Annotated in this window: 23 protein-coding genes; 14 read left to right on the forward strand and 9 right to left on the reverse strand. The window is 69.1% G+C overall.

Annotation, left to right across the window (positions count from 1 at the left end):
* Positions 1–103 precede the first annotated feature (103 nt).
* Genes ACXC9Q_RS03640 through ACXC9Q_RS03650 form a run of 3 tightly spaced genes read right to left on the reverse strand, consistent with a single transcriptional unit; the run spans position 104 to position 3,084 of the window.
* A complete protein-coding gene (locus ACXC9Q_RS03640; protein WP_457055026.1) occupies positions 104–916 on the reverse strand; it encodes an alpha/beta fold hydrolase in 813 nt (270 codons plus the stop codon).
* A gap of 48 nt (positions 917–964) precedes the next feature.
* Positions 965–2,167, reverse strand: coding sequence for a M20 metallopeptidase family protein (locus ACXC9Q_RS03645; protein WP_457055027.1), 1,203 nt, complete (start codon positions 2,165–2,167; stop codon positions 965–967).
* Positions 2,164–3,084, reverse strand: coding sequence for a 5'-3' exonuclease (locus ACXC9Q_RS03650; protein ID WP_457055761.1), 921 nt, complete (start codon positions 3,082–3,084; stop codon positions 2,164–2,166). The genes ACXC9Q_RS03645 and ACXC9Q_RS03650 overlap by 4 nt, the downstream gene beginning before the upstream one ends.
* A gap of 71 nt (positions 3,085–3,155) precedes the next feature.
* Here ACXC9Q_RS03650 and ACXC9Q_RS03655 point away from each other — a divergent pair, with 71 nt between their 5' ends.
* Together ACXC9Q_RS03655 and ACXC9Q_RS03660 are read left to right on the forward strand one after the other, a co-directional pair.
* The gene (locus ACXC9Q_RS03655) at positions 3,156–3,596 is read left to right on the forward strand and encodes an Lrp/AsnC family transcriptional regulator (RefSeq protein WP_457055028.1); all 441 of its coding nucleotides are present in this window, start codon (positions 3,156–3,158) and stop codon (positions 3,594–3,596) included.
* A gap of 164 nt (positions 3,597–3,760) precedes the next feature.
* Positions 3,761–4,459: an HAD family hydrolase gene (locus ACXC9Q_RS03660; RefSeq protein ID WP_457055029.1), complete on the forward strand. Its 699-nt coding sequence runs from the start codon at positions 3,761–3,763 to the stop codon at positions 4,457–4,459.
* Here the strand turns inward: ACXC9Q_RS03660 and ACXC9Q_RS03665 are convergent.
* The 5 genes from ACXC9Q_RS03665 to ACXC9Q_RS03685 all read right to left on the reverse strand — a co-directional run bounded on the left by ACXC9Q_RS03665 (position 4,416) and on the right by ACXC9Q_RS03685 (position 8,653).
* Positions 4,416–4,958 carry an MOSC domain-containing protein gene (locus ACXC9Q_RS03665; protein WP_457055030.1) on the reverse strand — a complete coding sequence of 181 codons (543 nt, stop codon included), beginning with the start codon at positions 4,956–4,958 and terminating at the stop codon, positions 4,416–4,418. The genes ACXC9Q_RS03660 and ACXC9Q_RS03665 overlap by 44 nt on opposite strands.
* Before the next feature lie 36 nt (positions 4,959–4,994).
* Complete coding sequence (locus ACXC9Q_RS03670; RefSeq protein WP_457055031.1) at positions 4,995–5,297, reverse strand: hypothetical protein; 303 nt, start codon at positions 5,295–5,297, stop codon at positions 4,995–4,997.
* Between the two features lie 50 nt (positions 5,298–5,347).
* Positions 5,348–6,286 (reverse strand): hypothetical protein, encoded by a 939-nt coding sequence (locus ACXC9Q_RS03675; protein ID WP_457055032.1) that lies wholly within the window; start codon positions 6,284–6,286, stop codon positions 5,348–5,350.
* The gene (locus tag ACXC9Q_RS03680; RefSeq protein WP_457055033.1) at positions 6,279–7,007 is read right to left on the reverse strand and encodes a hypothetical protein; all 729 of its coding nucleotides are present in this window, start codon (positions 7,005–7,007) and stop codon (positions 6,279–6,281) included. The genes ACXC9Q_RS03675 and ACXC9Q_RS03680 overlap by 8 nt, the downstream gene beginning before the upstream one ends.
* A 158-nt stretch (positions 7,008–7,165) precedes the next feature.
* Complete coding sequence (locus ACXC9Q_RS03685) at positions 7,166–8,653, reverse strand: KamA family radical SAM protein (RefSeq protein WP_457055034.1); 1,488 nt, start codon at positions 8,651–8,653, stop codon at positions 7,166–7,168.
* A gap of 145 nt (positions 8,654–8,798) precedes the next feature.
* On the opposite strand from ACXC9Q_RS03685, the gene kdd reads away from it, so the two are divergent.
* The 8 genes from kdd to ACXC9Q_RS03725 all read left to right on the forward strand — a co-directional run bounded on the left by kdd (position 8,799) and on the right by ACXC9Q_RS03725 (position 19,276).
* On the forward strand, positions 8,799–9,842 hold the full coding sequence (gene kdd, locus ACXC9Q_RS03690) for an L-erythro-3,5-diaminohexanoate dehydrogenase (protein ID WP_457055035.1): 1,044 nt from the start codon (positions 8,799–8,801) through the stop codon (positions 9,840–9,842).
* Between the two features lie 3 nt (positions 9,843–9,845).
* Positions 9,846–11,435 (forward strand): amidohydrolase, encoded by a 1,590-nt coding sequence (locus tag ACXC9Q_RS03695; RefSeq protein WP_457055036.1) that lies wholly within the window; start codon positions 9,846–9,848, stop codon positions 11,433–11,435.
* The gene (gene kamD / locus ACXC9Q_RS03700) at positions 11,432–13,000 is read left to right on the forward strand and encodes a lysine 5,6-aminomutase subunit alpha (protein WP_457055037.1); all 1,569 of its coding nucleotides are present in this window, start codon (positions 11,432–11,434) and stop codon (positions 12,998–13,000) included. Before ACXC9Q_RS03695 ends, kamD begins: the two co-directional genes overlap by 4 nt.
* Positions 12,997–13,755, forward strand: coding sequence for a lysine 5,6-aminomutase subunit beta (gene kamE / locus ACXC9Q_RS03705; RefSeq protein ID WP_329477018.1), 759 nt, complete (start codon positions 12,997–12,999; stop codon positions 13,753–13,755). Before kamD ends, kamE begins: the two co-directional genes overlap by 4 nt.
* Positions 13,756–14,145: a 3-aminobutyryl-CoA ammonia lyase gene (kal, locus tag ACXC9Q_RS03710; RefSeq protein WP_405066772.1), complete on the forward strand. Its 390-nt coding sequence runs from the start codon at positions 13,756–13,758 to the stop codon at positions 14,143–14,145.
* Positions 14,146–14,678: 533 nt separating this feature from the next.
* Complete coding sequence (gene lnt / locus ACXC9Q_RS03715; protein WP_457055038.1) at positions 14,679–16,247, forward strand: apolipoprotein N-acyltransferase; 1,569 nt, start codon at positions 14,679–14,681, stop codon at positions 16,245–16,247.
* Between the two features lie 73 nt (positions 16,248–16,320).
* Positions 16,321–16,833, forward strand: a complete 513-nt coding sequence (locus tag ACXC9Q_RS03720; protein ID WP_457055039.1) for an FxsA family protein — start codon at positions 16,321–16,323, stop codon at positions 16,831–16,833.
* A 133-nt stretch (positions 16,834–16,966) separates the two neighbouring features.
* A complete protein-coding gene (locus ACXC9Q_RS03725; RefSeq protein WP_457055040.1) occupies positions 16,967–19,276 on the forward strand; it encodes an FUSC family protein in 2,310 nt (769 codons plus the stop codon).
* A gap of 126 nt (positions 19,277–19,402) precedes the next feature.
* Here ACXC9Q_RS03725 and ACXC9Q_RS03730 read toward each other — a convergent pair whose 3' ends face one another.
* Entirely contained in the window at positions 19,403–19,774 is a 372-nt protein-coding gene (locus ACXC9Q_RS03730) for an RNA polymerase-binding protein RbpA (protein WP_130448290.1), read from the reverse strand.
* 246 nt (positions 19,775–20,020) lie between these two features.
* On the opposite strand from ACXC9Q_RS03730, the gene ACXC9Q_RS03735 reads away from it, so the two are divergent.
* The 4 genes from ACXC9Q_RS03735 to ACXC9Q_RS03750 all read left to right on the forward strand — a co-directional run bounded on the left by ACXC9Q_RS03735 (position 20,021) and on the right by ACXC9Q_RS03750 (position 23,926).
* A complete protein-coding gene (locus tag ACXC9Q_RS03735) occupies positions 20,021–21,382 on the forward strand; it encodes an efflux RND transporter periplasmic adaptor subunit (RefSeq protein WP_457055041.1) in 1,362 nt (453 codons plus the stop codon).
* Entirely contained in the window at positions 21,372–22,064 is a 693-nt protein-coding gene (locus ACXC9Q_RS03740; protein WP_457055042.1) for an ABC transporter ATP-binding protein, read from the forward strand. Before ACXC9Q_RS03735 ends, ACXC9Q_RS03740 begins: the two co-directional genes overlap by 11 nt.
* A complete protein-coding gene (locus ACXC9Q_RS03745; RefSeq protein WP_457055043.1) occupies positions 22,064–23,296 on the forward strand; it encodes an ABC transporter permease in 1,233 nt (410 codons plus the stop codon). Before ACXC9Q_RS03740 ends, ACXC9Q_RS03745 begins: the two co-directional genes overlap by 1 nt.
* A gap of 78 nt (positions 23,297–23,374) precedes the next feature.
* A complete protein-coding gene (locus tag ACXC9Q_RS03750; RefSeq protein ID WP_457055044.1) occupies positions 23,375–23,926 on the forward strand; it encodes a hypothetical protein in 552 nt (183 codons plus the stop codon).
* The last annotated feature ends 6 nt before the right edge of the window (positions 23,927–23,932 follow it).

The raw sequence follows: 23,932 nt of genomic DNA on the forward strand, positions 1-23,932 counted from the left end.
CCGGGCGCCCCCTTCCGACGACTATCTGTTGCGCATCTTCAAGGTGCAGCCGATCGAGAACAACGCGGTGCCCAGCACGCCGAGCATGACGGCCAGGACCGCGTCACAACGGCAGGGAGCGCGTGACGAACTGCTGGAACTCGTCGGGTGCGGAGAACATCGGCATGTGATCGGCGCCCGGGATCACCGTGAGGTCGGCGTTCGGAGCCTGGGTGGCGAGGCGGCGGGCCCAGAGTTGGGAACCCTGGAAGTCGCGTTCGCCGATGAGGACAGAGATCGGGGTCGCGAGCTCGGCGAAGCGGGTCTTGACCGGTGGGTCGAGCTCGAGGCCGTGGTAGACGTCCATGGTGCGCACTCGGGAGTTGGCGATCTGCAGACCGATCAGACGGCGTCGGTCGTTCGCGGGCGCGGCGGGACACCACGCGTCGACGTCGAGTGCGGAGACGGCCGGGATTCCGTCGGTCGCGAGGACCTTCTCGCACTCGGCGAAGTGGCTCCGCATCACCTCGCGGGCAGCGGATTCCTCGGGCGTCGGATCGGGGAACTCACCGAACGACGCCGCGACGGCACCCACGCGCGTCACCCGCTCCGGGTGCCGGTGCGCGAAGCCCAGCGCCCGCCGGCCACCCTCGGACGAGCCGATCAGGACGGCCTGGGAGACGCCCGCGGCGTCGAGCACCGCGGCCAGGTCGCCGATCTCGTCGTACGGTCCGTACGCCGGTGCCGAGAGGCCCGTGTCGCGGTAGTCCCACGTCGTCACCCGGGCCCGCCCGGCCAGCCACTCGACGGTCGCATCCCACATCCGCAGATCGGCCAGCCCCCCGTTGAGCAGCACGACATCCGGACCGTGTCCCCGCTGCTCGTAGTAGAGGTAGCCACCGGGAACGTCGACGAAGTCCTTCGTGTGATGAGACATGCCCGTAGTCTCCTGGCGCCTCGACGGCCAGTGAATCGGGATTTCTCCCTATTCGAGCCCGCGGGCGAGCCGCCGTACGGCGAGTTCGGCCAACAGCCCCGCGGCGTCGGGGAGGATGGAGTCGTCGAAGTCGGCCAGCGGGGAGTGGTTGTCCGCGGCCGCGTCGGGGTCGGCGGATCGGCAGGCGCTCAGGTTGAGGTAGACGCCGGGGACCTCGTTCAGGACGTAAGACATGTCCTCGGCACCGCAGCGCGGATTGGCGCGTTCGCGGAACCGGTCGGCGCCGAAGAGGTCGACGATGGTACCCCGCGCGAAGCCGTACTCCGCGGCATCGTTCACCGTGACGGGGTAGCCGATCTGGTAGTCCACCTCGGCGACCAGCCCGTGAGCGGCCGCCATCGCCTCGACCAGCTGCGTCGACGTCCGCTGGACCTTGGTCCGGGTCGCCTCGGAGAACGTCCGCACGGTCGCGTCGAACACCGCGTCGTCCGGGATGATGTTCTCCTTCGTGCCACCCGCGATCCGTCCGACGGTGAGTACGACCGGGTCGAACACGTCGAACTGCCGGGTGATCATCGTCTGCAACGCGGTCACCATCTCGCAGACCACCGGGATCGGGTCCTTGCCGCGGTACGGCGTCGAGCCGTGCGTGCCGGCGCCGACGACGCGCACGTGCAACTGGTCGGCCGCGGCCATGAAGGAGCCGGGCTTGCTGCTCCACATCCCCAGCGGCTGGCCGGCGGACCCGACGTGCAGACCGTAGGCCGCATCCGCCCGGCGCCCGGCGGCGTCGAGCACGCCCTCGCGGATCATGATCGGCGCACCGCCGCTGGTCTCCTCGCCCGGCTGGAACATGAAGACGACGTCACCCGGCAACTCGGCCTGCATCGCCGACAGCACCTTCGCCGCGCCGACCAGCCCGGCGACGTGCAGATCGTGGCCGCAGGCATGCATCATCCCAGGGTGCTGGGAGATGAACGGCACGTCGGTCCGCTCGGTCACCGGGAGCGCGTCCATGTCGCCACGCAGCAGTACGACGGGCCCCGCGCCGCGGCCGCCGCGCAGTACGGCGGTCACCGAGGACAACTCCTTGCCGAGAGTGATCTCCAGCGGCAGACCCGCCAGCGCGTCGAGGACGAGCTGCTGGGTCTTGGGCAGCTCGAGGTCGAACTCCGGCACCTGGTGCAGCGCGTGCCGGAGGGTGATGATCTCGTCGCCGAACTGCTTGGCCAGCTCCAGAGTCGTGCTCACGCGTTCGGTCCCAGCTTCAGCGCGGACATCACGCGCTGGGCGCTGCCGCCGAGCTCGAGCAGCTCGACCAGGTCGAGCCAGCGCTCGGGATCCTTGACCTCGTGCGGGATTTCCGCGTCGAACGAGCCGACTGGCGCGTCCTTGGCGACCGCGACCACCTTCGGGGCGATGTCGAGGTAGTCGCTCGCCTCCAGGATCTTCCGCTTCACCGACGCCGACATCGGCGTACTCGCGTCGGCGGCCGCGGCCCGGATCGCGTCCAGATCGCCGTACGCCGTGACGAGTGAGGCAGCCGTCTTCTCGCCGATGCCCTTCACCCCGGGCAGGCCGTCGGACGCGTCACCACGGAGCGTGGCGAAGTCGGCGTACCGGCTGGCGGGGACGTCGTACTTCGCCAGCAGCGCCTTCTCGTCGTACACCTCGGCTCGGCCGACGCCGCGGGCGGCGGTGTAGACGACACGGATGCCGCGGCTGTCGTCGATCAGCTGGAACAGGTCGCGGTCGCCGGTGACGACATCCACCGGCATCGTCGCCTGGTGCGACAGCGTGCCGATCACGTCGTCGGCCTCGTGGTCGGGCGCGCCGACGATCGCGATGCCGAGCGCCTCGAGGGTGGCGCGGATGTACGGCACCTGGACCTCGAGCCGGTCCGGCACGTCCTCGACCTGCTCACCCTTCGGCGTCACGAACTCGACCCGCTGCGCCTTGTACGAGGGGATCAGTGCGACGCGCCAGGACGGGCGCCAGTTGTCGTCCCAGCAGGCGACCAGGTGGGTCGGCCGGTGGTTCTCGGCCAGGCGGGCGATGAAGTCGAGCAGCCCGCGGATCGCGTTGGTCGGCGTACCGTCGGGGGCCTTCATCGTGTCCGGCACGCCGAAGAACGCGCGGAAGTAGAGCGACGCGGTGTCGAGCAGCATCAGCCGCTGTCCTGTCTCAGCCATGGGGCGATGCTTTCATGCCGGGGCGTCGCGGCAGTAGGGTCTCCAGGATGGAGGACCTGGACCGCAAGATCGTCGGGCTGCTCGCGTCCGACGGCAGGATGAGTTTCACCGACCTGGGCAAGGCGACCGGTCTGTCCACGTCGGCGGTGCATCAGCGGGTGAAGCGGCTCGAGCAGCGCGGGATCATCCAGGGATACTCGGCAACCATCGACCACACCGCGCTCGACCTGCCGCTGACGGCGCTGATCTCGATCCGTCCGATCGACCCGTCCCAGCCGGACGACTCGCCCGAGCGCCTCCGCGAGGTCCGCGAGATCGAGTCCTGCTACTCGGTAGCCGGCGACTCCAGCTACATCCTCGTCGTCCGCGTCGCCTCTCCAGGCGCCCTCGAGAACCTCCTCGCCATCATCCGGGCCCGAGCCAACGTCTCCACCACCACCACGATCGTCCTGAGCACGCCGTACGAACGCCGCCCCCCGGCCCTCTGAAAGGACACCACCTTCGGCGGCGGCAGTCGTCCTGCGCCTGGTCGCACGCTGCAGGCAGGGGACGAGGTCGGTCGGCGAGGAGGGAGGGGTTTCCGGAAGTTAGTTTGCGGTAGGTGGCAGTGATGTTCCGGAGAGGGGGAGTGCGGTCGGGATAGGGTCGGGGGGTGCGCAGAGCCCTTCTGAGTGATCTTTTCAGCACTCTGGTTCCCGGCGGCGAGGTCGAGCGTGATGCGGTCCACGAGCAGATGGCTCACGTGCTGGGTGTCGACCCGGTCGCCTTCGCTCGGGAGTTCGACGCGACGTCGCGGGAGCGTTTCACCGGGGCGTACGGCGATCTGCCGAACACCATCCGCGTGATCACCCGCCGCGCCGGCGGCGACCCGACGGACGAACAGGTGCAGGAGGCAACGAACGTCCGCCAAGGCCTCTCCCGCCGCCTGGTGGACGCCGTACCGGATGGCACGCTCGCCAGCCTGGCGGAGCTGAGATCGGCCGGGTGGCGGATCGGCCTGGTCAGCAACATCACCGCGCACACCGAGCTCCAGTGGCCGGCGAGCCCGCTTCCGCCGTACTTCGATGTCACGGCCTTCTCCACGCAGGTCGGCGCGGCCAAGCCAGATCCGGAGATCTATCTCGCCGCCTGCACCGCGCTCGACGTACCGCCGGCCGCCTGCGTGTATGTCGGTGACGGACGGGACAATGAGCTGCAGGCGGCGGCCGCGCTCGGCATGTACGCGATCCGTACGACGGAGCACTCGGACAGCGACCCGACCTGGATCGGCCCGACGGTGTCGTCGTTCACCGAGCTCCCGGCCCTGCTCACACCACTTCGAGGGGAAGCCGGGGACCTTCCGGCAGGATGACCACGATCGGGTCGTCCGGGCGGATGACACCGCCGCTGAGTACGACGGACATCACGCCGGTCTTGCGAATGACGTTGCCGTCGGCGTCGGTGTGGATGACCTGCTTCAGGAGTCCGGGGCGGTAGTCGTTGACCTGGTGGCACGGGCTCCGCAGCCCGGTCATCTCGAGCACAACCCCAGCCCCGACACGTAACCGCGCTCCGCGCGGAAGCCCCAGCAGGTCGACCCCGCGGGTCGTGACGTTCTCACCCAGTTCCCCGGGCTTCACGTCGTACCCGAGCTCCCGCAGCTCGTCGTGCAGTTCGGCGTGGATCAGATGCACCTGCCGCAGATTCGGCCGCTCCGGGTCGAGCCGCATGGGGTGCAGGTGCTGGATCGTTGCCCCCGCATGCGCGTCACCCTCGACCCCGATCCCGGCGAGGAGCCGGATCGAGTCCACCGCCGCCTTGCTGAACCGATGCTCCGAATCCCGGCTGACGCCCACCACGAATGCGCTCACACCACCATCGTGAGCTACGGACCGAGGACGATCTTGTCAGTCGGTGTCGCGTTGGTACTCCGTGCCGGTGTCGAAGAAGGTGTCGAGATAGTCGTCGGGCGAGCGGTCGCTGGCCCGGATCAGCGAGTACACCTCGGTCCCGGAACCGACGGCGCTGATCTCCGAACCCAGGAAGAACGACTGAGCGAGTCCGAGGTAGACCGCGTCGACATCATCGGCGTACTCGCCCGCCTCGTCCTCGGCGAGCGCGATGGCGGCCTCGGCGGTCGGTGCTTCCCAGAGCAGGATCCGCTCCTCGTACGGTGCGTCGTCGCCGCGCCCAGTCTGATGCTGGAACAAGCACCTGACGCTATACCACCCCATGACTCCTCCTCCGGTCGAGTTGCCGGTCAGTAGCCGCCGGCGTCGATGATTTGGGACTCGAAGGAGAGGATGGTGATCTTGCCGGCGCCCTTGGCGGGGACCAGCAGGACGGCGTCGTGCAGGGTGGTCCTGGTGAGGCCTCCGTGGTACTTAACCGTGGCGGGGCTGAAGCCGATGGGGTCACCGCTGGACCAGTTGAAGCTGTAGCCGGCGCCGATCTCGAGCTTGAAATCCTCGGTGACGGTCGCGAAGACGAGCGCCGCGCCGGACTTGGTGACGAACGCGGTCGGTGGGGTGTCGATGCTGAAGTCTTCGGTCACGTTCTGGTAGATCTTCGGCTCCTTCGCCGCCGTCGACCGCCAGTCGGCAACACTCGCGAGAACCTTGGTGACACTGGCGTTCGGCGTGAACGACGCCGCACGCGGAGACTTCGCGCCGGCCGTCAGGTACTCGGCCAATGCGGTCGCGGCCACCTGCGGGGCGGCGACCAGCCGCTTCGCACCGGCGTTGGTGACAGCGCGCACACCGGTGATGTCCGGGACCTTGGCCGCGGCCGGGGGAGCGGCGGCGAAGGTCAGCATCCACGGGCTTCCCGCGGTGGCGCGTTCCCAGACGCCGAGGTAGCGGTAGTCCTTGGTGTCGGAGATGCCAGCGGACACGACGAAGTGCATCGGGTACGTGCCGTACTCCGGGGCCCCGACCACGGGCTTGGTGTACGTGAACGGTTTGACCAGGTCCTTGCCGGCCTTGTCCAGCGCCCGGCTGATTGTGTAGCCGGCCTGGCTCTCCCGGACCACGGTCCCGCCCTCGATGGTGGCGATGAGCTTGTCGTCGCGGCGGCTGTTGGCGGTGTTGTTGACCTCGTTGTAGTGCTTGATGACGGCCGCCGCGGTCGCGTTGCTGATCGCCGGCCGGGTGAGGCTGTCGACGGTGTCCCGCTCCGGGATCGCCGAGCAGCTACTCACCAGCGCAACCACCACACCGACCGCCGCGACCCGGCGAATCGGCCCCACCGGCTGCTGCTGCGGCGCGGGTACGCCGGGCGCCGTCAAGACCTGCTGGGGAGCGCTGGGACGACGACGGCGGAACAGGATCAGGAGGATGCCGACGGCAAGCAAGATCAGGCCGGCCAGCAGGACGCCGAGCGCGGCGAGGAAGGCATGCGGGATCTCGATGCCGAGGTCGACCTGGACGTCCGGGGGCGGTCTTCCCGTCCGCGGTCATCACCACCACGTCGTACGGGCCGTCGGTGATCGGCCAGGCGATCGACTGGGTGCCGGCGCCGTTCGCCTTGGCGACCCACCAGTCGAGGGTGTCCGGTGCGGCGAGCCGTCCCGCGGCGCCCTTCACCTCCTGGGTGGTGAGAGCGATCGGGTACTGCACCTGGACCAGCGAGGTGTGCGCGAAGCCCTTGAGGTAGCTCGCGACGTCGAAGTCCCGGGCCACGCCGACGAAGACCGGCTTGCCGTTGGTCGAGTGCGCTTCGACGTGCAGCATCGGGCCGTGGCGGTCCAGCAGTTCCGGTGAGCTGGCGATCGCAAGCCCCTTGCTGGTCAGGTGCTGATCACCCGACTTCACTGTGTCGTCCGGGCCAATCAGCCAGAAGGCCGCGGCGGCTCCGGCCAGGCCTACGAGTAGTCCGATGAGGGCAAGCAGGACACCAAGAACAGAGCGGACGACCCGCACACGGACTCCCGAGCTCGCGGCATGCCCCAGACATGCCGCACGATGGACGACGCCAGATGCTAGCGGTTGCCCGGGGCACCGTCAGGGGTGCGGGTTGCGGATTGCAGAACGCCTTCGGTGCCACCCCCTGCATTGGTGGCACCGAAGACGGGATCGGGTTAGTTGATCTCCAGCAGCTTCTGGGACTCGGCCGCGGCGCGGGAGGCGGCGGCGCGCTTCTCGGCCTCGGCGAGGGACGTGCCGGCGTGCTGGCGCCACCAGTTCTGGCCTTCGGCCGGGAGGGTGTCGATCGGGTCGTAGTACTCGTAGGTGCGGTTCAGCGCTTCCGGGTCCTGGTGCTCGATGCCGGTGCGGTAGTTCTTCTTCCAGTACGAGATGCCGCGGACCTCGTCGTACTCCGACAACTGGTGCACCCACCGCTTGCCGACGTACGGGACGTCGCAGACGATGCGCGGGGTCGCGAAGCCGGGGAGGTAGCCGAGGATGCCGTGCTGCAGGTGCTGCGCGTCCTTCACGGACACCCGCCAGTGCTCGGAGAACGGGATCATGTCGCACATGTAAAAGTAGTACGGCGTGATCGTCGCGCCATCGAGCAGCGCGAAGCACAGGTCGAGCAACTGCGGGACCGAGTCGTTCACGCCCCGCATCAATACACCCTGGTTGCGCACGTCGCGGAGACCGGCCTCGAACATCGCCTTCGTTGCCTCGGCCACCAATGGCGTCACCGACTGGGCCGCGTTGACGTGGGTGTGCATCGCGATCATCACGCCACGCTTCCGGCCAAGCTGGGCAACGCGCTCGACCCCGGCGCGTACGTCGTCCGAGAGCCAGTGCTGCGGCATCCCCATCAGCGCCTTGGTGGCCAGCCGGATGTCGCGGATGTTCTCGATCTCCAGCAGGCTGGTCAGGAACGACTCGAGCCGCGGCCACGGCATGTTCGCCACGTCGCCGCCGGACACGACCACGTCCCGGACTCCCGGCGTACGGCGCAGGTAGTCGAGCATGTCGTCGAGCCGGGTCTGCGGCTTCGCGACGAACTTCAGCTTCTCGATCACCGGCGTCGAGTTCCCGACCAGGTCCATCCGCGTGCAGTGCCCGCAGTACTGCGGGCACGTCGGCAGGATCTCCGCGAGGACCTTGGTCGGGTAGCGGTGGGTCAACCCCTCCGTGGCCCACATCTCGTGTTCGTGCAGCGAGTCGCGCGTCGCATGCGGGTGCGACGGCCAGTCGCTGCGCCGGTCGGAGAACACCGGCAGCATGTAGCGGCGGACCGGGTCCGCGTAGAACGCCTCGGTGTAGTCCGGGGCGCCGTTCGGCACGATCGTGTTGAGCATCTGCGGCGGCAGCAGCATCGACATCGTCGCCCGCTCCGCCTGATCCCGGGCGAGGTCCTCGTACAACCGCTCCTCGAGCAGGTCGCCCATCACGTCACGCAACTGCTTGACGTTCTTCACGCAGTGCGCCCGCTGCCACTGCACGGACCGCCACTCGTCGGCGGTGACGTCCTTCCAGCCGGGGATCCGGGTCCAATCAGGCTCCACCAGCTCGGCTCGCTGGTATGCGTACGGCTGGCCGGCGAGATCGTCGCGGGGCTCCGGTACGGCGCCACCCTCAAGCAGCTCAGCGGGGCTGATCAGGTCAGTCACGAGTCCTCCGGGGGCTTCGGGGGTGGTGCGGTCTCATGTGAGGATAGCGATAGAACTTCCCTCAGATCCAACAGTACGCCGCAAGAATTCTCGCCAGACTATCCTTTCAGTAGTATTTTGCCCGATCTCAACCGAGGAGGAGCCCGTGTCGTCCAGCCCTGTGGGACTGCACCGTGTACTCTCGCCCGCCGGCGTCCTGCCGCAGGCGGCGGAGCAGTTGGACGCCCGTCCGGAGATCTGGCCGGACGAGATCCGGATCGCGGTCGAGCGGCTGAACCTGGACGCCGCGTCCTACCGCCAGCTCGCCGAGGCGCACGGCGGCGGCGGTACGGCGATCCGCCGCGCGGTGCTTGAGATCGTCGCGACCCGCGGCAAGATGCAGAACCCGGTCACCGGCTCCGGCGGCATGCTCGTCGGCGTGGTCGACGAGGTCGGTCCGGAGTCGCCCCTCGGTGTGCAGAAGGGTGATCGCGTCGCGACGCTCGTCTCGCTGACACTGACGCCGCTGCAGATCACCGATGAGCTCGCCGGCTGGGACGGCAAGGGCGAGCAGGTCCCGGCGCAGGGGCACGCGATCCTGTTCGCCCGGTCGATCGTCGCCAAGCTGCCCGACGACCTGAAGCCCGAGCTGTCGCTGGCCGTCATGGACGTCTGCGGCGCACCCGCGCTGACCGCTCGCGTGGTCCGCCAGTATGTCGACAAAGGCACAAAGCCTGTCGTGTCAGTTATTGGCGGCGCAGGGAAATCGGGCTCGCTGTCGCTGGCCGCCGCTCGCGCCGCCGGAGCCGCGCGCACGATCGGGATCGTGCCTGTCCAGCAGGAGCAGGACCGGCTCACCGACGCCGGGATCGCGGACGTCGTCACCCTCGCCGATGCCCGGGATCCGGTGGCGCTGGCGAAGGCGGTGGACGACGCCGGGGGACCGTCGGACATCACCGTCGTCTGTGTCGACGTACCGGGTTGCGAGCACGGCGCCGTACTGTCGACGGCCGCGGGTGGCACGGTGATCTTCTTCTCGATGGCCACGTCGTTCTCGGCCGCGGCCCTCGGTGCGGAAGGCCTTGCGGCCGACGTGACGATGCTGGTCGGCAACGGGTACGTGCCGGGCCATGCGGACTATGCGCTGGAGCTGTTACGGTCCGAGCCGGGTGTCCGCGGACTGTTCGAGAGCAGGCTGGCGGAGGATTAGTTCGTGCGCACACTTCTGACGAACGGTTCCGTCTACTCACCCGCCGACCCGCATGCCACCGCGATCGCCTTCGACGACGGCGTGGTCACCTGGCTCGGCGACGACACCGGCGCGGGTTCGTACGCCGACGGCGCGGACGAGGTGATCGACCTCGACGGCAAGCTGGTCACGCCGGCCTTCGTCGACGCCCACGTTCACATCGCGCAGTCCGGCGCGCTGCTGACCGGCCTCGACCTCGCCGGTACGACATCGCTGGCCGAGGCGCTCGACCGGCTCGCGGCGTTCGCGCGGAGCCTGCCGGCGGATGCGGTCATCGACGGCGCCGGTTGGGACGAGACGAAGTGGCCGGAGGGCCGGCCGCCGACCGCGGCGGAGCTCGATCGCGCCGCTGACGGCCGCCGCGTGTACCTGTCCCGGATCGACGGTCACTCAGGAGTGATCTCGTCCGCGCTGGTTCCGGCTGCGCAAGGCGATGGCTACGACCCGAGCGGCCGGGTGGAGCGCGACGCGCATCACGCCGTCCGGGACGCGCTGAGCGAACTGATCGGGCCGGACCAGCGCCGTACGGACATCGAGGCCGCTCTGAAGGCGATGGCATCGAAGGGGATCGGCGCGTTCCACGAGATGGCGGCGCCGCACATCGGCCCGCTGTGGGAACTCCCGCTGGTCCGCGAGATCGCTCAGGAGCTCGGGCTCTCGGCGACGCTGTACTGGGGTGAGCCCGGCGTCTTCGAGCACATCGCGACGTACGACCTGGCCGGTCTTGCCGGCGATCTCAACGCGGACGGCGCGCTCGGCTCGCGGACGGCGGCACTGCGGGAGGCGTATGCCGATCGCGCGGACCACCGCGGTCACGCCTATCTGACGCCTGAGCAGATCGCCGAGCACGTGATCGCCTGCACGGAGCGGAACGTCCAGGCCGGCTTCCACTGCATCGGCGACCAGGCACTCGACAACATCGCCCGCGGCTTCGAGCTCGCGGCCGAGAAGGTCGGCGTCCAGGCGCTCGTCGCCGCACGGCACCGGCTGGAACACGTCGAGATGGTCGACGAGGCAACAATCGCGACCCTCGCGCGTTGCGGCGTCGTCGCCAGCGTCCAGCCGATGTTCGACGCGCTGTGGGGCGGCCCGGACGGCATGTACGCCGAGCGCGTCGGCGACCGGTGGCAGGGCATGAACCCCTTCGGGTCGCTCGCCCGGGCCGGCGTCGTACTCGCGTTCGGCTCGGACTCACCGGTCACCGAGCTCGGTGGTTGGGAGGCCGTCCGAGCGGCCGCCTTCCATCACGAGAAGTCGGAGCGGATCACAGTGCGGGCCGCGTTCCAGGCGCACACCCGTGGTGGCTGGCGAGCGGCCGGCATCGACGACGCCGGCGTCCTCGCACCCGGTACGGCGGCGACGTACGCGATCTGGCGGAGCGACGCGGACCTCGTCGTCCAGACGCCGGACCAACGCGTCGCGGCCTGGTCGACGGATCCGCGCGCGGGAGTGCCGGTGCTGCCGGACCTGAGCGAGGGCACGCCGCTGCCCACTTGTCTGCGGACCGCTGTCGGCGGCCGCATCGTGTACGACGCCGAAGGATGGTCGCAATGACGCGCGCCAAGAAGAAGCTCGACCTCGACCCGGTCACCGTCCGGAAGGCGCGCAGCCTGGCTCGCAAAGCCGGGCGCCCGATCGTCAACCTGGCCCGGCAGCACACCACGGTGTCGGTCGAGCGAGCGGTACTGCGATTGGCCGGGCTGACCGGCGCGGACACCGAGGGCATCCCGTGGGTCAACCGGCTCGCGGACACCGTCCGCGCCGACGTCGGGCTGGAGCACGGCCTCGCCCTGCCGGTGTGGGACGCGTTGGTGCGTGGCGAGGCGGAAGACCTCGGCGTCCTGGCACAGAAGGCTGCGTCGGGGTCCGTGACGTTCCGGCTGCCTGAGGGACGGGACGCCGTCCGCGCTCGGGCGGCGGCGCGGAAGGCCGCGACCGCCGGGATGAAGCGGATCGACGGGCGGCGACGGGAGCGGGACCGGCTGATCAAGCGGCACGGTGACCCGGAGCAGCGGCCGTGGATCTATCTGATCGTTGCCACCGGCGACATCTACGAGGACATCCCGCAGGCCCAGGCGGCGGCGCGCGCGGGCGCCGACATCATCGCAGTGATCCGCTCGACCGGACAGTCGCTGCTGGACTACGTGCCCGAGGGCGCGACCCGGGAGGGCTTCGCCGGCACCTACGCGACGCAGGAGAACTTCCGGCTGATGCGGGCGGCGCTGGACGAGTCGTCGCGCGAGCTCGGCCGCTACATCCGGCTGACCAACTACGCCTCCGGGCTCTGCATGCCGGAGATCGCGACGCTGGCCGGGCTGCAGCGGCTCGACATGATGCTGAACGATTCCATGTACGGGATCCTGTTCCGCGACATCAACCCGATCCGGACCTTCGTCGACCAGCGGTTCAGCCGGCAGATCCACGCCCGGGCCGGGATCATCATCAACACCGGCGAGGACAACTACCTGACCACCGCGGACGCGGTCGAGGCCGCGCACACGGTGACGGTGTCGCAGCTGCTGAACGAGTACTTCGCCAAGGAGGCGGGCCTCGAGGACTGGCAGCTCGGGCTCGGGCACGCGTTCGAGATCAACCCGGACCTGCCGGATTCGTTCCGGCTCGAGCTGGCGCACGCGATGCTGGCCCGCCAGCTGTTCCCGGACGCGCCGCTGAAGTGGATGCCGCCGACCCGGCACATGACCGGCGACGTGTTCCGCGGCTACCTGCTCGACGGCTTCTTCAACCTGGTCGGCGCGATGACGGGCCAGGGGATCCTGCTGGTCGGCATGATGACCGAGGCAGTCGTGACGCCGTGGATCTCCGACCGGGACCTGGCGCTGCAGAACGTCCGCTACGTGTTAGGGGCCGCGGGCAACCTGCACGAGGACTTCCATCCGGCGCCGGACGGCTTCATCGCGCAACGCGCCCGGCAGGTGCTGGGGGAGTCGGTGGAGTTGCTGGAGCGGATCGTCGACGACGGTCTGCTGAACGCGATCGGCGACGGCACCTTCGGCCTGATGAAGCGCCCGCAGGACGCCGGCCGTGGCCTGGACGGAGTCGCCCGCCGATCCTCCGAGTACTACAACCCCGCGATCGAGTTGCTCGAGGAGGACCAGTGAGCATCATCCGGCCGTACGGCGACACCACCGGGGACGGGATGGTGCAGCTGTCGTTCACGCTGCCGATCCCGCACGACAAGCGCGCCGAGGGTGCGGCGGTCCAACTGGCCAACAAGATGGGCATGGATCCGGCGCTGGTCGTGCACTCGAAGGCGATGGGTCCGGACTTCACGTTCTTCGTGGTCTACGGGCCGGTCAACCACCTGGTCGACACGTCCAAGGTCGAGGTGATCGAGCGGGACTACCCGCTGCTGTCGCCGAAGGACGCGAACCTGGCGATCCGCAAGGGCCTGCGCCGCCGGCTCACCGTCGTCGGCGCGTGCATCGGCACCGACGCGCACACCGTCGGCATCGACGCGATCATGAACATCAAGGGGTTCGCGGGGGAGAAGGGCCTGGAGTACTACCGCGAGCTGAAGGTGGTGAACCTCGGCGCCCAGGTCGCCGTACCCGAGCTGGTCCGCCGGGCCAAGGCGGAGAAGGCGGACGCGATCCTGGTGTCGCAGGTGGTCACCCAGCGGGAGGCGCACGTCCTGAACACCAAGGAGATGTCGGCTGCCTTCCGCGAGGCGTACTCCGAGGACACCCGTCCGGTATTAGTTGCTGGCGGCCCCCGTTTCACCGAGCAGATGGCCGGCGAGCTCGGAGTGGACCGGGTGTTCGGCCGCGGCACCACACCCGGCGAGGTGGCCAGCTATCTGGTCGACGCGCTGGTGACCAAACGCAAACATGCCCCGAGCAAGAGGAGCGCATAGGTGTCAAAGGCAACTATCGGGCTGACCGCGACGCATCGGCGGTACGTGCCGTACAGCCACGCGCACTACGCGGGGAACCTGGTCGACGGTGCCTACGTCCTCGCGCTGTTCGGCGATGTGGCGACCGAGGTCTGCATCCAGGCCGACGGCGACGAGGGGCTGTTCGCGTCGTACTCGGATGTGCAGTTCCTGCAGCCGCTGCGGGCCGGTGACGTTGTGGAGGTCCAGGCAACGATCACCCGGGTCGGCAACCGCAGCCGCGACCTCGAGTTCAGCGCGTACGTCGTCTGCCGTGGGCGGCCGGATCAGTCCGAGTCGGCCGCCGAGGTGCTGGCCGAACCGCTTGTGATCACGCGCGCAAAAGGGACCGTCGTCGTACCGGTTGGGTGACGGTTAGTTGCCCTGGGTAACGGCTCTGTAACGTGACTTGGGTGAGGGAATCTCGTTTTCCCTTGGAGGGCAGGCGATCGTGTTACAACGGCCTCAAGGAGCCGGTGGAGAGGTTGACACCGTCGCCGTCAGCGAGCATCGTTTTGGGAGTCGTCATATCCCGTTCGATCCACGGTCACACGAAGTTCGGCCACCGGATGATCCCGCGACGCTGACCAGGCCAGTGCCAGGCTTGAGTCGACGGGGGCTGAGATCGCTGGTGGTGAGCCCCCCGCGGGGCAGAGGTGGAAGAGGTTCGGCGCCCAGTAGACAACAGCCGTTCGGTTCGCAGCCAGCGGATCGCCGGTTGGTCCGAAGGAGCGCCGAGCCTCTTTCCTCTTGTCTGAGCCTCGTCCTCTTCCGGAGCGTCGTCACCCCATCACTTTCCGCGTTCGGTGCCGAATGGCTACCGACCGGATACATTTGCGTGTCCGGGACGTTGTACGGTCGTGCGACCGGCGTCCGCCGGGACTTGTGAGGACAAGGGGTACCGCGTGGACCGGTTGAAGGCTCTGGGGCGGCTCCTGCCGAGGGTTGCCGTGGCGGTCGCCGCCGGCGCCCTGCTCGGGCTGGCCTTCGAACCGCACGACCACCCGTGGCTCACGGTGCTCGCCGTACCCCTGTTCCTGGCCGCGCTGAACGGGGCCTCGGCCAAGGGCGGTTTCCTGATCGGTGCCGGCTTCGGCATCGCGTACTACGCGGTCCTGGTGCCCTGGCTCAGCGTGATCGGTGGCGACGCCGCGATCGCGCTGGCGGTGCTCGAAGGACTGTTCTACGCCGTCTTCGGGTTGTTCGCGACGCAGGTGCTCAAGCTCAAGTTGTGGATGCTGTGGATCCCGTGTCTGTGGGTGGCGACCGAGTTCGCGACCGCCGCGGTCCCGTTCGGTGGGTTCCCGTGGGGCAAGCTCGCGTGGGCGTTCTCCGACGAGTCCCTCGGCAAGCTGGCCGCGTTCGTCGGCATCCCGGGGCTGAGCTTCGTCGTCGCCTTCGTCGGCGTTCTGCTGTACGCCGTACTCCGGCCGACGAGCGGACTGCGGCTCCGGGCCGTCGCTCTCGTCGCCGGGGTGGCGATCGTCTTCGGCAGTTCTCTGATCAACCTGTCCACGCAGGGGACCGGCAAGACCGTGAAGGCCGCGATGGTGCAGGGGAACGTGCCCGGCAAGGGGCTGGAGTTCCTCGGCCGCGCGCGGACCGTCACCCGCAACCACCTGGCCGCCACCCTCGACCTGGAGAAGCGGGTCAAGGCCGGCACCGAGATGAAGCCGGACGTGGTGATCTGGCCGGAGAACTCGACCGACATCGACCCGTACAAGGACGACGAGACGCGGGCCGACATCGAAGAGGCCGTGCACGCTGTCAACGTGCCGATCCTGGTCGGTGCCGTCACCGAAGGCCCCGGCCCGAACGAGCGGCAGACTACCGGCATCGTGTGGGATCCGGTCAGCGGCCCCGGCCAGCGGTACGCGAAGCGGCACCCGGTGCCCTTCGGTGAGTACATCCCGTTCCGTGACCAACTGCTGCCGTACATCAAGCGGCTGGAGATGATCGGCGCGCAGACCGCACCCGGCAAGGTCCCGGGCGTGATGCCGATCGGCGGTGTGACGTACGGCGACATCGTCTGCTTCGAGCTCGTCTACGACAACGTGATCTCGGACCTGATCAAGGGTGGCGCCCAGGTCCTCATCGTGCAGACCAACAACGCGACGTACGGCGGGACCGGGCAGCCCGAGCAGCAGTTCGCGATCACCCGGATGCGGGCGATCGAGACCGGCCGGACTGTGCTGATCGCGTCCACCAGCGGGATCTCCGGCGTGATCCGTCCCGACGGCACGGTCGAGCACAAGTCGGGCCAGTTCGTCTCCGATGTCTATGTCGCCACGGTTCCGGTGCGCGACGCGCGGACGCTGGCCAGCACCCTCGGCCCGTGGCCGCAGTGGATCCTGACCGGGCTGGGGCTGCTGGGCATCGTGCTGGCGCTGGTCGCCCGGCGCCGGCGGCGTACCGACGACGGCCCGCAGACTCCGCCGGCCGCCACCCCGAGTCGCGAGAAGGTCCCGGCCTGAACCAGGGTCCGCTCAGGGTTGGCCGTTCCCATCCGTTCCGTACGCTGGTGGCTCAGGCAGGAAGGGGTAGGACATGCCGTGGTTCGTGGCGCTCGCGCTGCTGGTGGTGCCGATCGTGGAGATCTACGTGATCATCCAGATCGGTCAGGTGATCGGCGGCTGGCCGACGGTCGCGCTGCTGCTCGTCGAGAGCGCGCTCGGTGCCTGGATCATCAAGCGCGAGGGCCGGCGGGCCTGGAGGGCGCTGCAGAGCTCGTTCCAGACCGGCAAGATGCCCGGGCGTGAACTGGCCGACGCCGCGCTCGTGCTGGTGGGCGGGACGCTGCTGCTCACACCGGGCTTCGTCACCGACATCTTCGGCTTCTTCTTCGTCCTTCCCTTCACCCGGCCGCTCGCCCGGCGCGTCATGTCCGCCTTCTTCAACCGCAGGATCGCCGGCCAACTGGGCGGCGCCGGACTGGGTGGTTCCGGTCTGGGTGATTCGGGGCTAGGCGGCTTCATCCCCGGCACCGGCGGCCCCACCCGACCACCCCAGTCCTCAGGCGACGTCGTCCAGGGCGAGGTCATCGACCCGGATACGAAGTAGGTCTTCCTCGCCGGCGTGCCATCGTTTGTGCGCATGTTCTTCGGTCGGGACCTCCGCGTGCAGCGCGTGACCTGAGCGATCGGGTGGAGCAGACTGGCACGATCGAGCTTCGGGCCAGCGAGTGAAGGTCGGGATGGGCGTGATGGTGCTGGGCGGACGCGTCACGGCGTGGCTGCGGCGCCGGGATCCTGGGCTGGCCGCGACCCGACGGGCCGCCAGGACGGCGGTGGTGATGCCGGCGCTGTTTGCGTTCTGCGCGGGGGTGATCGAGTCCCCGGTGGTGGCGACGTTCGCCGCGTTCGGCGCGTTTGCGATGTTGCTGCTGGTTGACTTCCCGGGGACCACAGTGCAGCGCATCCGGGCGCAGGTTCAGCTCGCGGTGGCATGGCTCGTGCTCGTTTCGCTGGGCACACTCGCAGGGCGGTCCGCGTGGACGGCGATTGCGGCCACGGTCGTCGTGGGCTTCGCCGTACTGTTCTCCGGTGTCGTCAGCTCGGTGCTGGCGGTTGCCAGCACTTCTTTGCTGCTCGCGTTCATCCTCTCGGTGGCGACGCCCGCGCCGCTATCGATGCTGCCGGACCGACTGGCCGGCGTCTCTCTTGCTGCCGCAGCCGCTGTCCTCGCTGTCTGGCTGCTCTGGCGGAGACCAGCGGTTGATCCGCTCGGGGCACCGGCCGCACGCGTCTGCCGAGCCGCTGCGATGCAGCTTCGGGCCGAAGCAGGGGACACCGTCGAGGTATGCGCCATGAAGACGCGAGCGGCGGCGACCCTCATCGACGAGCTGCGGCGTACCTTCACCGCGACGCCGTATCGGCCGACCGGCCTGTCCACGGGGTCCAGGGCACTGGTGCGCTTGGTCGACGAACTCACCTGGTTGAGTGCGATCCTTGGCGAGTTCAGTCCTGCCACCGCGCAGGGAGCGGCGAGCGATCCGGACTCGTCCGACGTTCACTTCGCGGCAGCGACCGTACTGGATCTCAGTGCGGAACTCTTGGCGGATCCGAGGGTCGCCCCGGACCAACTGGCCACCGCGGCAGAGGCGCTTCGCAATGCCGTCGCGGCGCTCGAGGAAGGCGCGGTGGCCCGCTTGCCATCGGCGTACGGCGCAGTGGGGGAGCCCGGCACTGCCGGGTTTCTCGGCAGTCTCAACGTGTCCTTCAGGGCGCAGGAGATTGCCTTTGGGGTACTGCTGATCGCGCAGAACGTCGAGATCGCGCGGGCCGCGGACCAGCGACGGTGGATGGACCGCCTGCTCGGTCGCGAGCCAAGGTCACTTACAGGTCCCCTCGTCAGCGCGGCAGAACGCGCCGCCGCGCACCTCGAGCCGCACTCGGTGTGGCTACACAACAGCATCCGTGGCGCGGCCGCGCTTGCGATCGCCGTCGCGGTCGCGAACGTGACCGGTGTCCAGCATGCCTTCTGGGTCGTTCTCGGAGCATTGTCGGTGCTCCGCTCCAACGCGCTCAACACCGGTCACAACGCCTACCGTGCGATCGGCGGTACGGCCGTCGGCTCGCTCGTGGGGGCCGCACTGCTGGCGCTGATCGGTGAGAACACCGTGGCGCTGTGGATTCTGCTGCCGATCGCGGTGCTGGTTGCCGGCATCACCCCGGCCGCGGTCTCCTTCGCGACCGGGCAGGCAGCGTTCACGGTCACGTTGGTGATCCTCTTCAACATCGCTCAGCCTGAAGGCTGGTCGCTCATCCTGTTCCGCATCGAGGACATCGCGCTCGGCTGCGCGGTGAGCTTGCTCGTCGGTCTGTTGTTCTGGCCGCGAGGGGCGTCCGCCGCGGTCGGAAAGGCGCTGGCGGAGGCGTACGTGGACAGTGCGCACTACCTGGTCAGCGTCGTCGGGTACGCCGTGTCCTGCTGCGTTCCCGGGTCCCGCCCGGCCACACCACAGGACAGCCGCCGAACAGCGGCCGCGGCCCGCCGACTGGATGATGCCTTCCGCACCTACCTCGCCGAGCGCGGAGCGAAGCCGGTCCCTCTGAGCGACATGACAGCCCTGGTCACCGGCGTGGTCGGGGTCCGGTTGGCGGCGGACGCAGTTGTCGAGCTTTGGGAGCGGTACGCCGGTGGCCAACCGGCCTCGGAGGACCGGGCCGCCGCACAGTCCGCACTGCTCACTTCGGCGGACCGGTTGCTTGAGTGGTACACCACCCTTGCCAACGCCCTGGACGGCCACGGCCGGGTGCCCGATCCACTCCCGCACGACCATACGACCAAAGCTCAACTGATGTCGGCAGTACGCCGCGACCTGTACGACCCCGACGGCCAAGCGACCCCGACAGCGATCCGCATCCTGTGGACCAGCGATCATCTGGACGTGGTGCGCCGCCTCCAGCCCAGCCTCGCTGCCGCAGCCACCCAAACCACGACGGCCCCCACCAGTTCCTGGCCCAGGTCCCAGCGCCTCAGGCGAAGGGGCCTGTCGCGCTGAAGCCATCCGCGGCGAAGCGGGTGGCCATGCCGACCGTCGTCGTAGGTGATCATGTGAAATACCTCTCAGGGCATGAAAAACGGACCCTCACCGCGCCGTTGCGGTGAGAGCCCGTCAGGGCCTTGATCAGGCGGTGCGCTTGGTGCGGTGCAGGTGCGCTGGGCCGATCTCGCCCTTGCGGAGCAACTCGACCCGCTCGGCCAGCAGCTCCTCCAGCTCGGAGATGCTGCGACGCTCCCGCAGCATGTCCCAGTGCGTACGGGCCGGCTTCTCCTGCTTCGGCTCCGGCTTCTCGCCGGTGGACCGGGCGGCCTCGCTGCCGCAATGCGGGCATTCCCAGACTGCGGGCACCTCGGCGTCGTGCGCCATGGTCACCTCGACCACGTGGCCGCGGGGGCAGTCATACGTGATCATCTGGCGCGGCGCGAACTCGACACCGCGGTCATCCTCGAAGCTGACCCCACCCAGCCCCGAACCACGCAGTACGCGATTAGACATGTCATACCTCCGAGATCGTCATCCGTGCCAACGGTCGGCCGGCCCGGATCATTCCCATTTTGGCATGCCCGAGCCTCAGGTACGCACCTGACAGCACCGTCGTGACGCCCTGTCATCGAGCGTTCACTCATCACGGTGTGTCGCGATGCGTCCGACGTACGACGCACCAAACCGATGCACAGTTCACAGCCAGTTGCCAGGAATCGGGGATCAGTTCCTCAGCAAACGGCCCTAGCGTCTGCGTCCATGGTGCTACCCCGCCACAAGCTCCGTGGCCTCAGCTTCGTCAACGTGGCCCTGGTGGCCATCGTCCTGGCCATCGCCCTCACGGCGTACTTCCTGTTCTTCCGAAAGGACCAACCAGCTGCGAGTGCGACTCGCCCGACGGCGGCAGTGGCCCGCGGGGACGTGACCGCCAGCGTCAGCTCCAGCGGCACCCTGCAGAGTTCCCAGAACGCGTCACCGCAGTTCGAGACCTCCGGTACGGTCACCCAGATCCTGGTGAAGGTCGGCCAGGTGGTCGCCAAGGGCGCGGCGGTCGCGAAGGTCGATCCGTCCGCCGCCGAGCGGCAGCTCCGGATCGCCGATCAGAACCAGATCGCGGCGGCCAACTCGGTCACGGCCGCGCAGGAGTCGCTCGACGACGCCCAGGACGCCGCCGAGGCCGCAGCGGACGCATCGGCCTCGCCGACCCCGACGCCGACCAACGGCCAGCAGCAATCGCAGTCCCAGAACCAAGGCCAGACCCAGAACCCGGAGGTTGCCGTCAGCAACGCCGAGGCGAGCCTGGCCCGGGCGAAGGCGGACAAGGAGCAGGCCGACCAGGACGTCGAAGGCGCCCAGGCCGCGGTCGACGCGACCACGCTGAAGGCACCGATCGCGGGCACGATCACCGCGATCAACGGCTCGGTCGGCTCGGTGACCGGCGGCTCGAGCACCGGTTCGGGGTCAGCCTCCGGCTCCGGTTCAGGCTCGACCTCAGGTCAAGGTTCAGGGTCGACCAGCTCGAGTACGACGACTACGTCGGGCTCCGGCTTCGTCGACATCTCGGATCTGAAGGCACTCCAGGTGGTCGCGTCGTTCGCCGAGGCGGACGCGATCAAGATCAAGGCCGGCCAGTCCGCCACCGTCACCCTGAACGCCGAACCGGGTACGACGCTCACCGCAACGCTGGCGTCCGTGTCGCCGACGCCGACCACGACGAACGGCGTCGTCTCGTACTCGGCCACCTTCTCGCTGGCCAAGCTGCCGGCGAACGCCCGGATCGGCCAGACCGCCAACGTCACCGTCCAGACCGCGAAGGCGACCAACGCCCTCTACGTCCCGAGCACGGCGATCGCCACCAGCGGTACGACGTACACCGTCACGATGGCCGACGGCGGCGGGACGCGGGAAGTGAAGGTCGGCGTCCGCGGCGACAGCTTCACCCAGATCACCTCCGGCCTGAACGAGGGCGATCGGATCGACCTGCTGCAGGGCACGATCGGTGGCACCACGAACCAGACCGGCCAGGGCCGGCAGTTCGGTCAGGGGCAGTTCCCCGCCGGTGGCGGCCAGTTCCCCGGCGTCGGGGCGGGCACGGGCGGCGGGGGCAACCGTGGCCGCTGACGCCCTGATCGAGATCCGGGACGTCACCAAGACGTACGGCAGCGGCGAGACCGCCGTACACGCGCTCCGCGGGGTGTCACTGCGAGTCGAGGCCGGCGAGTACGTCGCGGTGATGGGCTCGTCCGGATCCGGCAAGTCGACGCTGATGAACATCCTCGGCTGCCTGGACGTCCCGAGCCGGGGCGAGTACTGGCTGGACGGGAGCAACGTGGCCCGGCTGACCGAGGACCAGCAGGCGCTCGTCCGCGGCCGCAAGATCGGGTTCATCTTCCAGTCGTTCAACCTGATCCCGCGCACCACTGCGCTCGCCAACGTCGAACTCCCGCTCACCTACGCTCATCTGCGTCGCGCCGAGCGGCGCGAGCGGGCCAGTCGCGCGCTGGACCTGGTCGGGCTGTCGGATCGTGCCGATCACCGGCCCAACGAGTTGTCCGGCGGCCAGCAGCAGCGTGTCGCGATCGCCCGCGCGCTGGCCACCGGGCCGCGGATCCTGCTCGCGGACGAGCCGACCGGCAACCTGGACGCCCACTCGACCGACGAGGTGCTCGGCATGTTCGACCAGCTGAACGCCGACGGGCGCACGGTCGTCGTCATCACCCACGAGCACGACGTAGCGGCCCGCGCCCGACGGCTGATCCAGGTCTCGGACGGCCGGATCGTCGCGGACGAGGTGACCCGCTGATGTCACCTCGCGACCTGATGGCGGCCGCTCTGCGCGGTCTCAATGCGAACAAGCTCCGCTCGCTGCTGACCATCCTCGGCGTCTCCATCGGCGTCGGCGCGGTCATCGTGCTGGTTGCTGTCGGCAACGGCTCGGGCAAGGCGGTCCAGGCCCGGCTGGAGGCGATGGGCACCAACCTGCTCACGGTCTCCACGACCGGCGGTGGCGGCGGCTTCCAGCGTGGCCAGGCCGGGCCGTCGGCCCAGCAGTACAGCCTGACTCTCGACGATGCGGCCGCCCTGGCCGACGAGCGGCTCGCCCCCGACGTGGCGGCGGTCGCCCCGGTGATGACGAGCAGCGGTACGACGGCGACGAACGGCGACACCAGCTACACGGTGAGCCAGGTGATCGGTACGACGCCGGCGTACATGCCGGCCACCAACACACCGGTCGGGACCGGAGCGTCGTTCACCCAGGAGGACGTCGACACCTCTCAGCGGGTCATCCTGCTCGGGCAGACGACCGCGACCGAGCTGTTCACCCGGCCGGCGAGCGCGGTCGGTCAGACGATCAAGCTCGGCGCCGTCGACTTCGTCGTCCGCGGGGTGCTGGCGAGCAAGGACAGCACCGGGTTCTCGGATCCGAACGCGACCGCGATCATGCCGATCAGCACCCTGCGCGCGACTCAGGCCGGGTACGGCGCACTCAACCAGATCGTGGTCCAGGCGGCGAACGAGGATCGCGTGGACACCGCGCAGGCCGAGGTCACGCAGTTGCTGACCGCACGGCACCAGGTGCCGGCGAACCAGACCTCGCCGTTCCGGATCACCAACTCCGCGCAGATCCTGCAGACCAGCCAGGACACCGCCGCGACCTTCACCGCCCTGCTGGCGACGGTCGCCGCGATCAGCCTGGTCGTCGGCGGGATCGGGGTCACCAACATCATGCTGGTCACCGTCACCGAACGGACCCGGGAGATCGGCATCCGCAAGGCGCTCGGCGCGCGGCGGCGGACGATCCTCGGCCAGTTCCTGATCGAGGCGACCCTGCTCAGCCTGATCGGTGGCGCCGTCGGGGTCGGCGTCGCGCTGATCGTCACCCGCTTCCAGCTCGCCGGTGTGCAGCCGGTGCTGGTGCCGTCGTCGATCGGACTCGCGCTCGGCGTGTCCGCGGCGGTCGGCCTGTTCTTCGGCAGCATGCCGGCGCACCGAGCCGCCGGCCTTCGTCCCATCGACGCTTTACGACACGAGTGAGAGGCATATGAACGAGCGGAGCGAGTTCATCATCAAACACAGCCCGGAATCGGCGCCCGGAGCGAAGCGAGGACGCCGATGAGTAACCAGAACCCCGACGAGTTCGCCCAGATCGGGTCCGACGCGGAGGTCGACGCGGCGCTGACGCCGAAGAAGAGCCTCAACCTGCCTCTGGCGACGGCGATCCTGGCAGGCATCGTGGTCCTGGCCATCGGCCTCGCCGGCGGCGCCGGCCTGCACGCGGCGTTCGCATCGGACAGTACGACGACTCAGCCGCAGGCTAGCGGCCGCGGCTTCGGCGGCGGGTACGGCGGCTTCCGCGGCCAGAACGGCAACGGGCAGGCGCCGGGCGCCGGCCAAGGTGGTCCTGGGGGCGCAGCGATCGGCACAGTCGTGTCGGCGACGGGCACCGAGCTCGTGGTGAAGACCCAGAACGGCAACGTCACGGTCAAGCTCACCGGCGACACGACGTACGAGATCACCGCAAAGGGCACCGCGGCCGACCTCAAGCAGGGTGAACAGGTCGTCGTCAGCGGCCAGAACGCCAACGGCACGATCACGGCGAACACCGTCCGCCAGGGTAGCTTCGGCGGAGGCTTCCGCAACCCGAGCGCCACGCCGTCGCGGTAACCCCGA

It is taken from the genome of Kribbella sp. CWNU-51, from assembly GCF_054073265.1.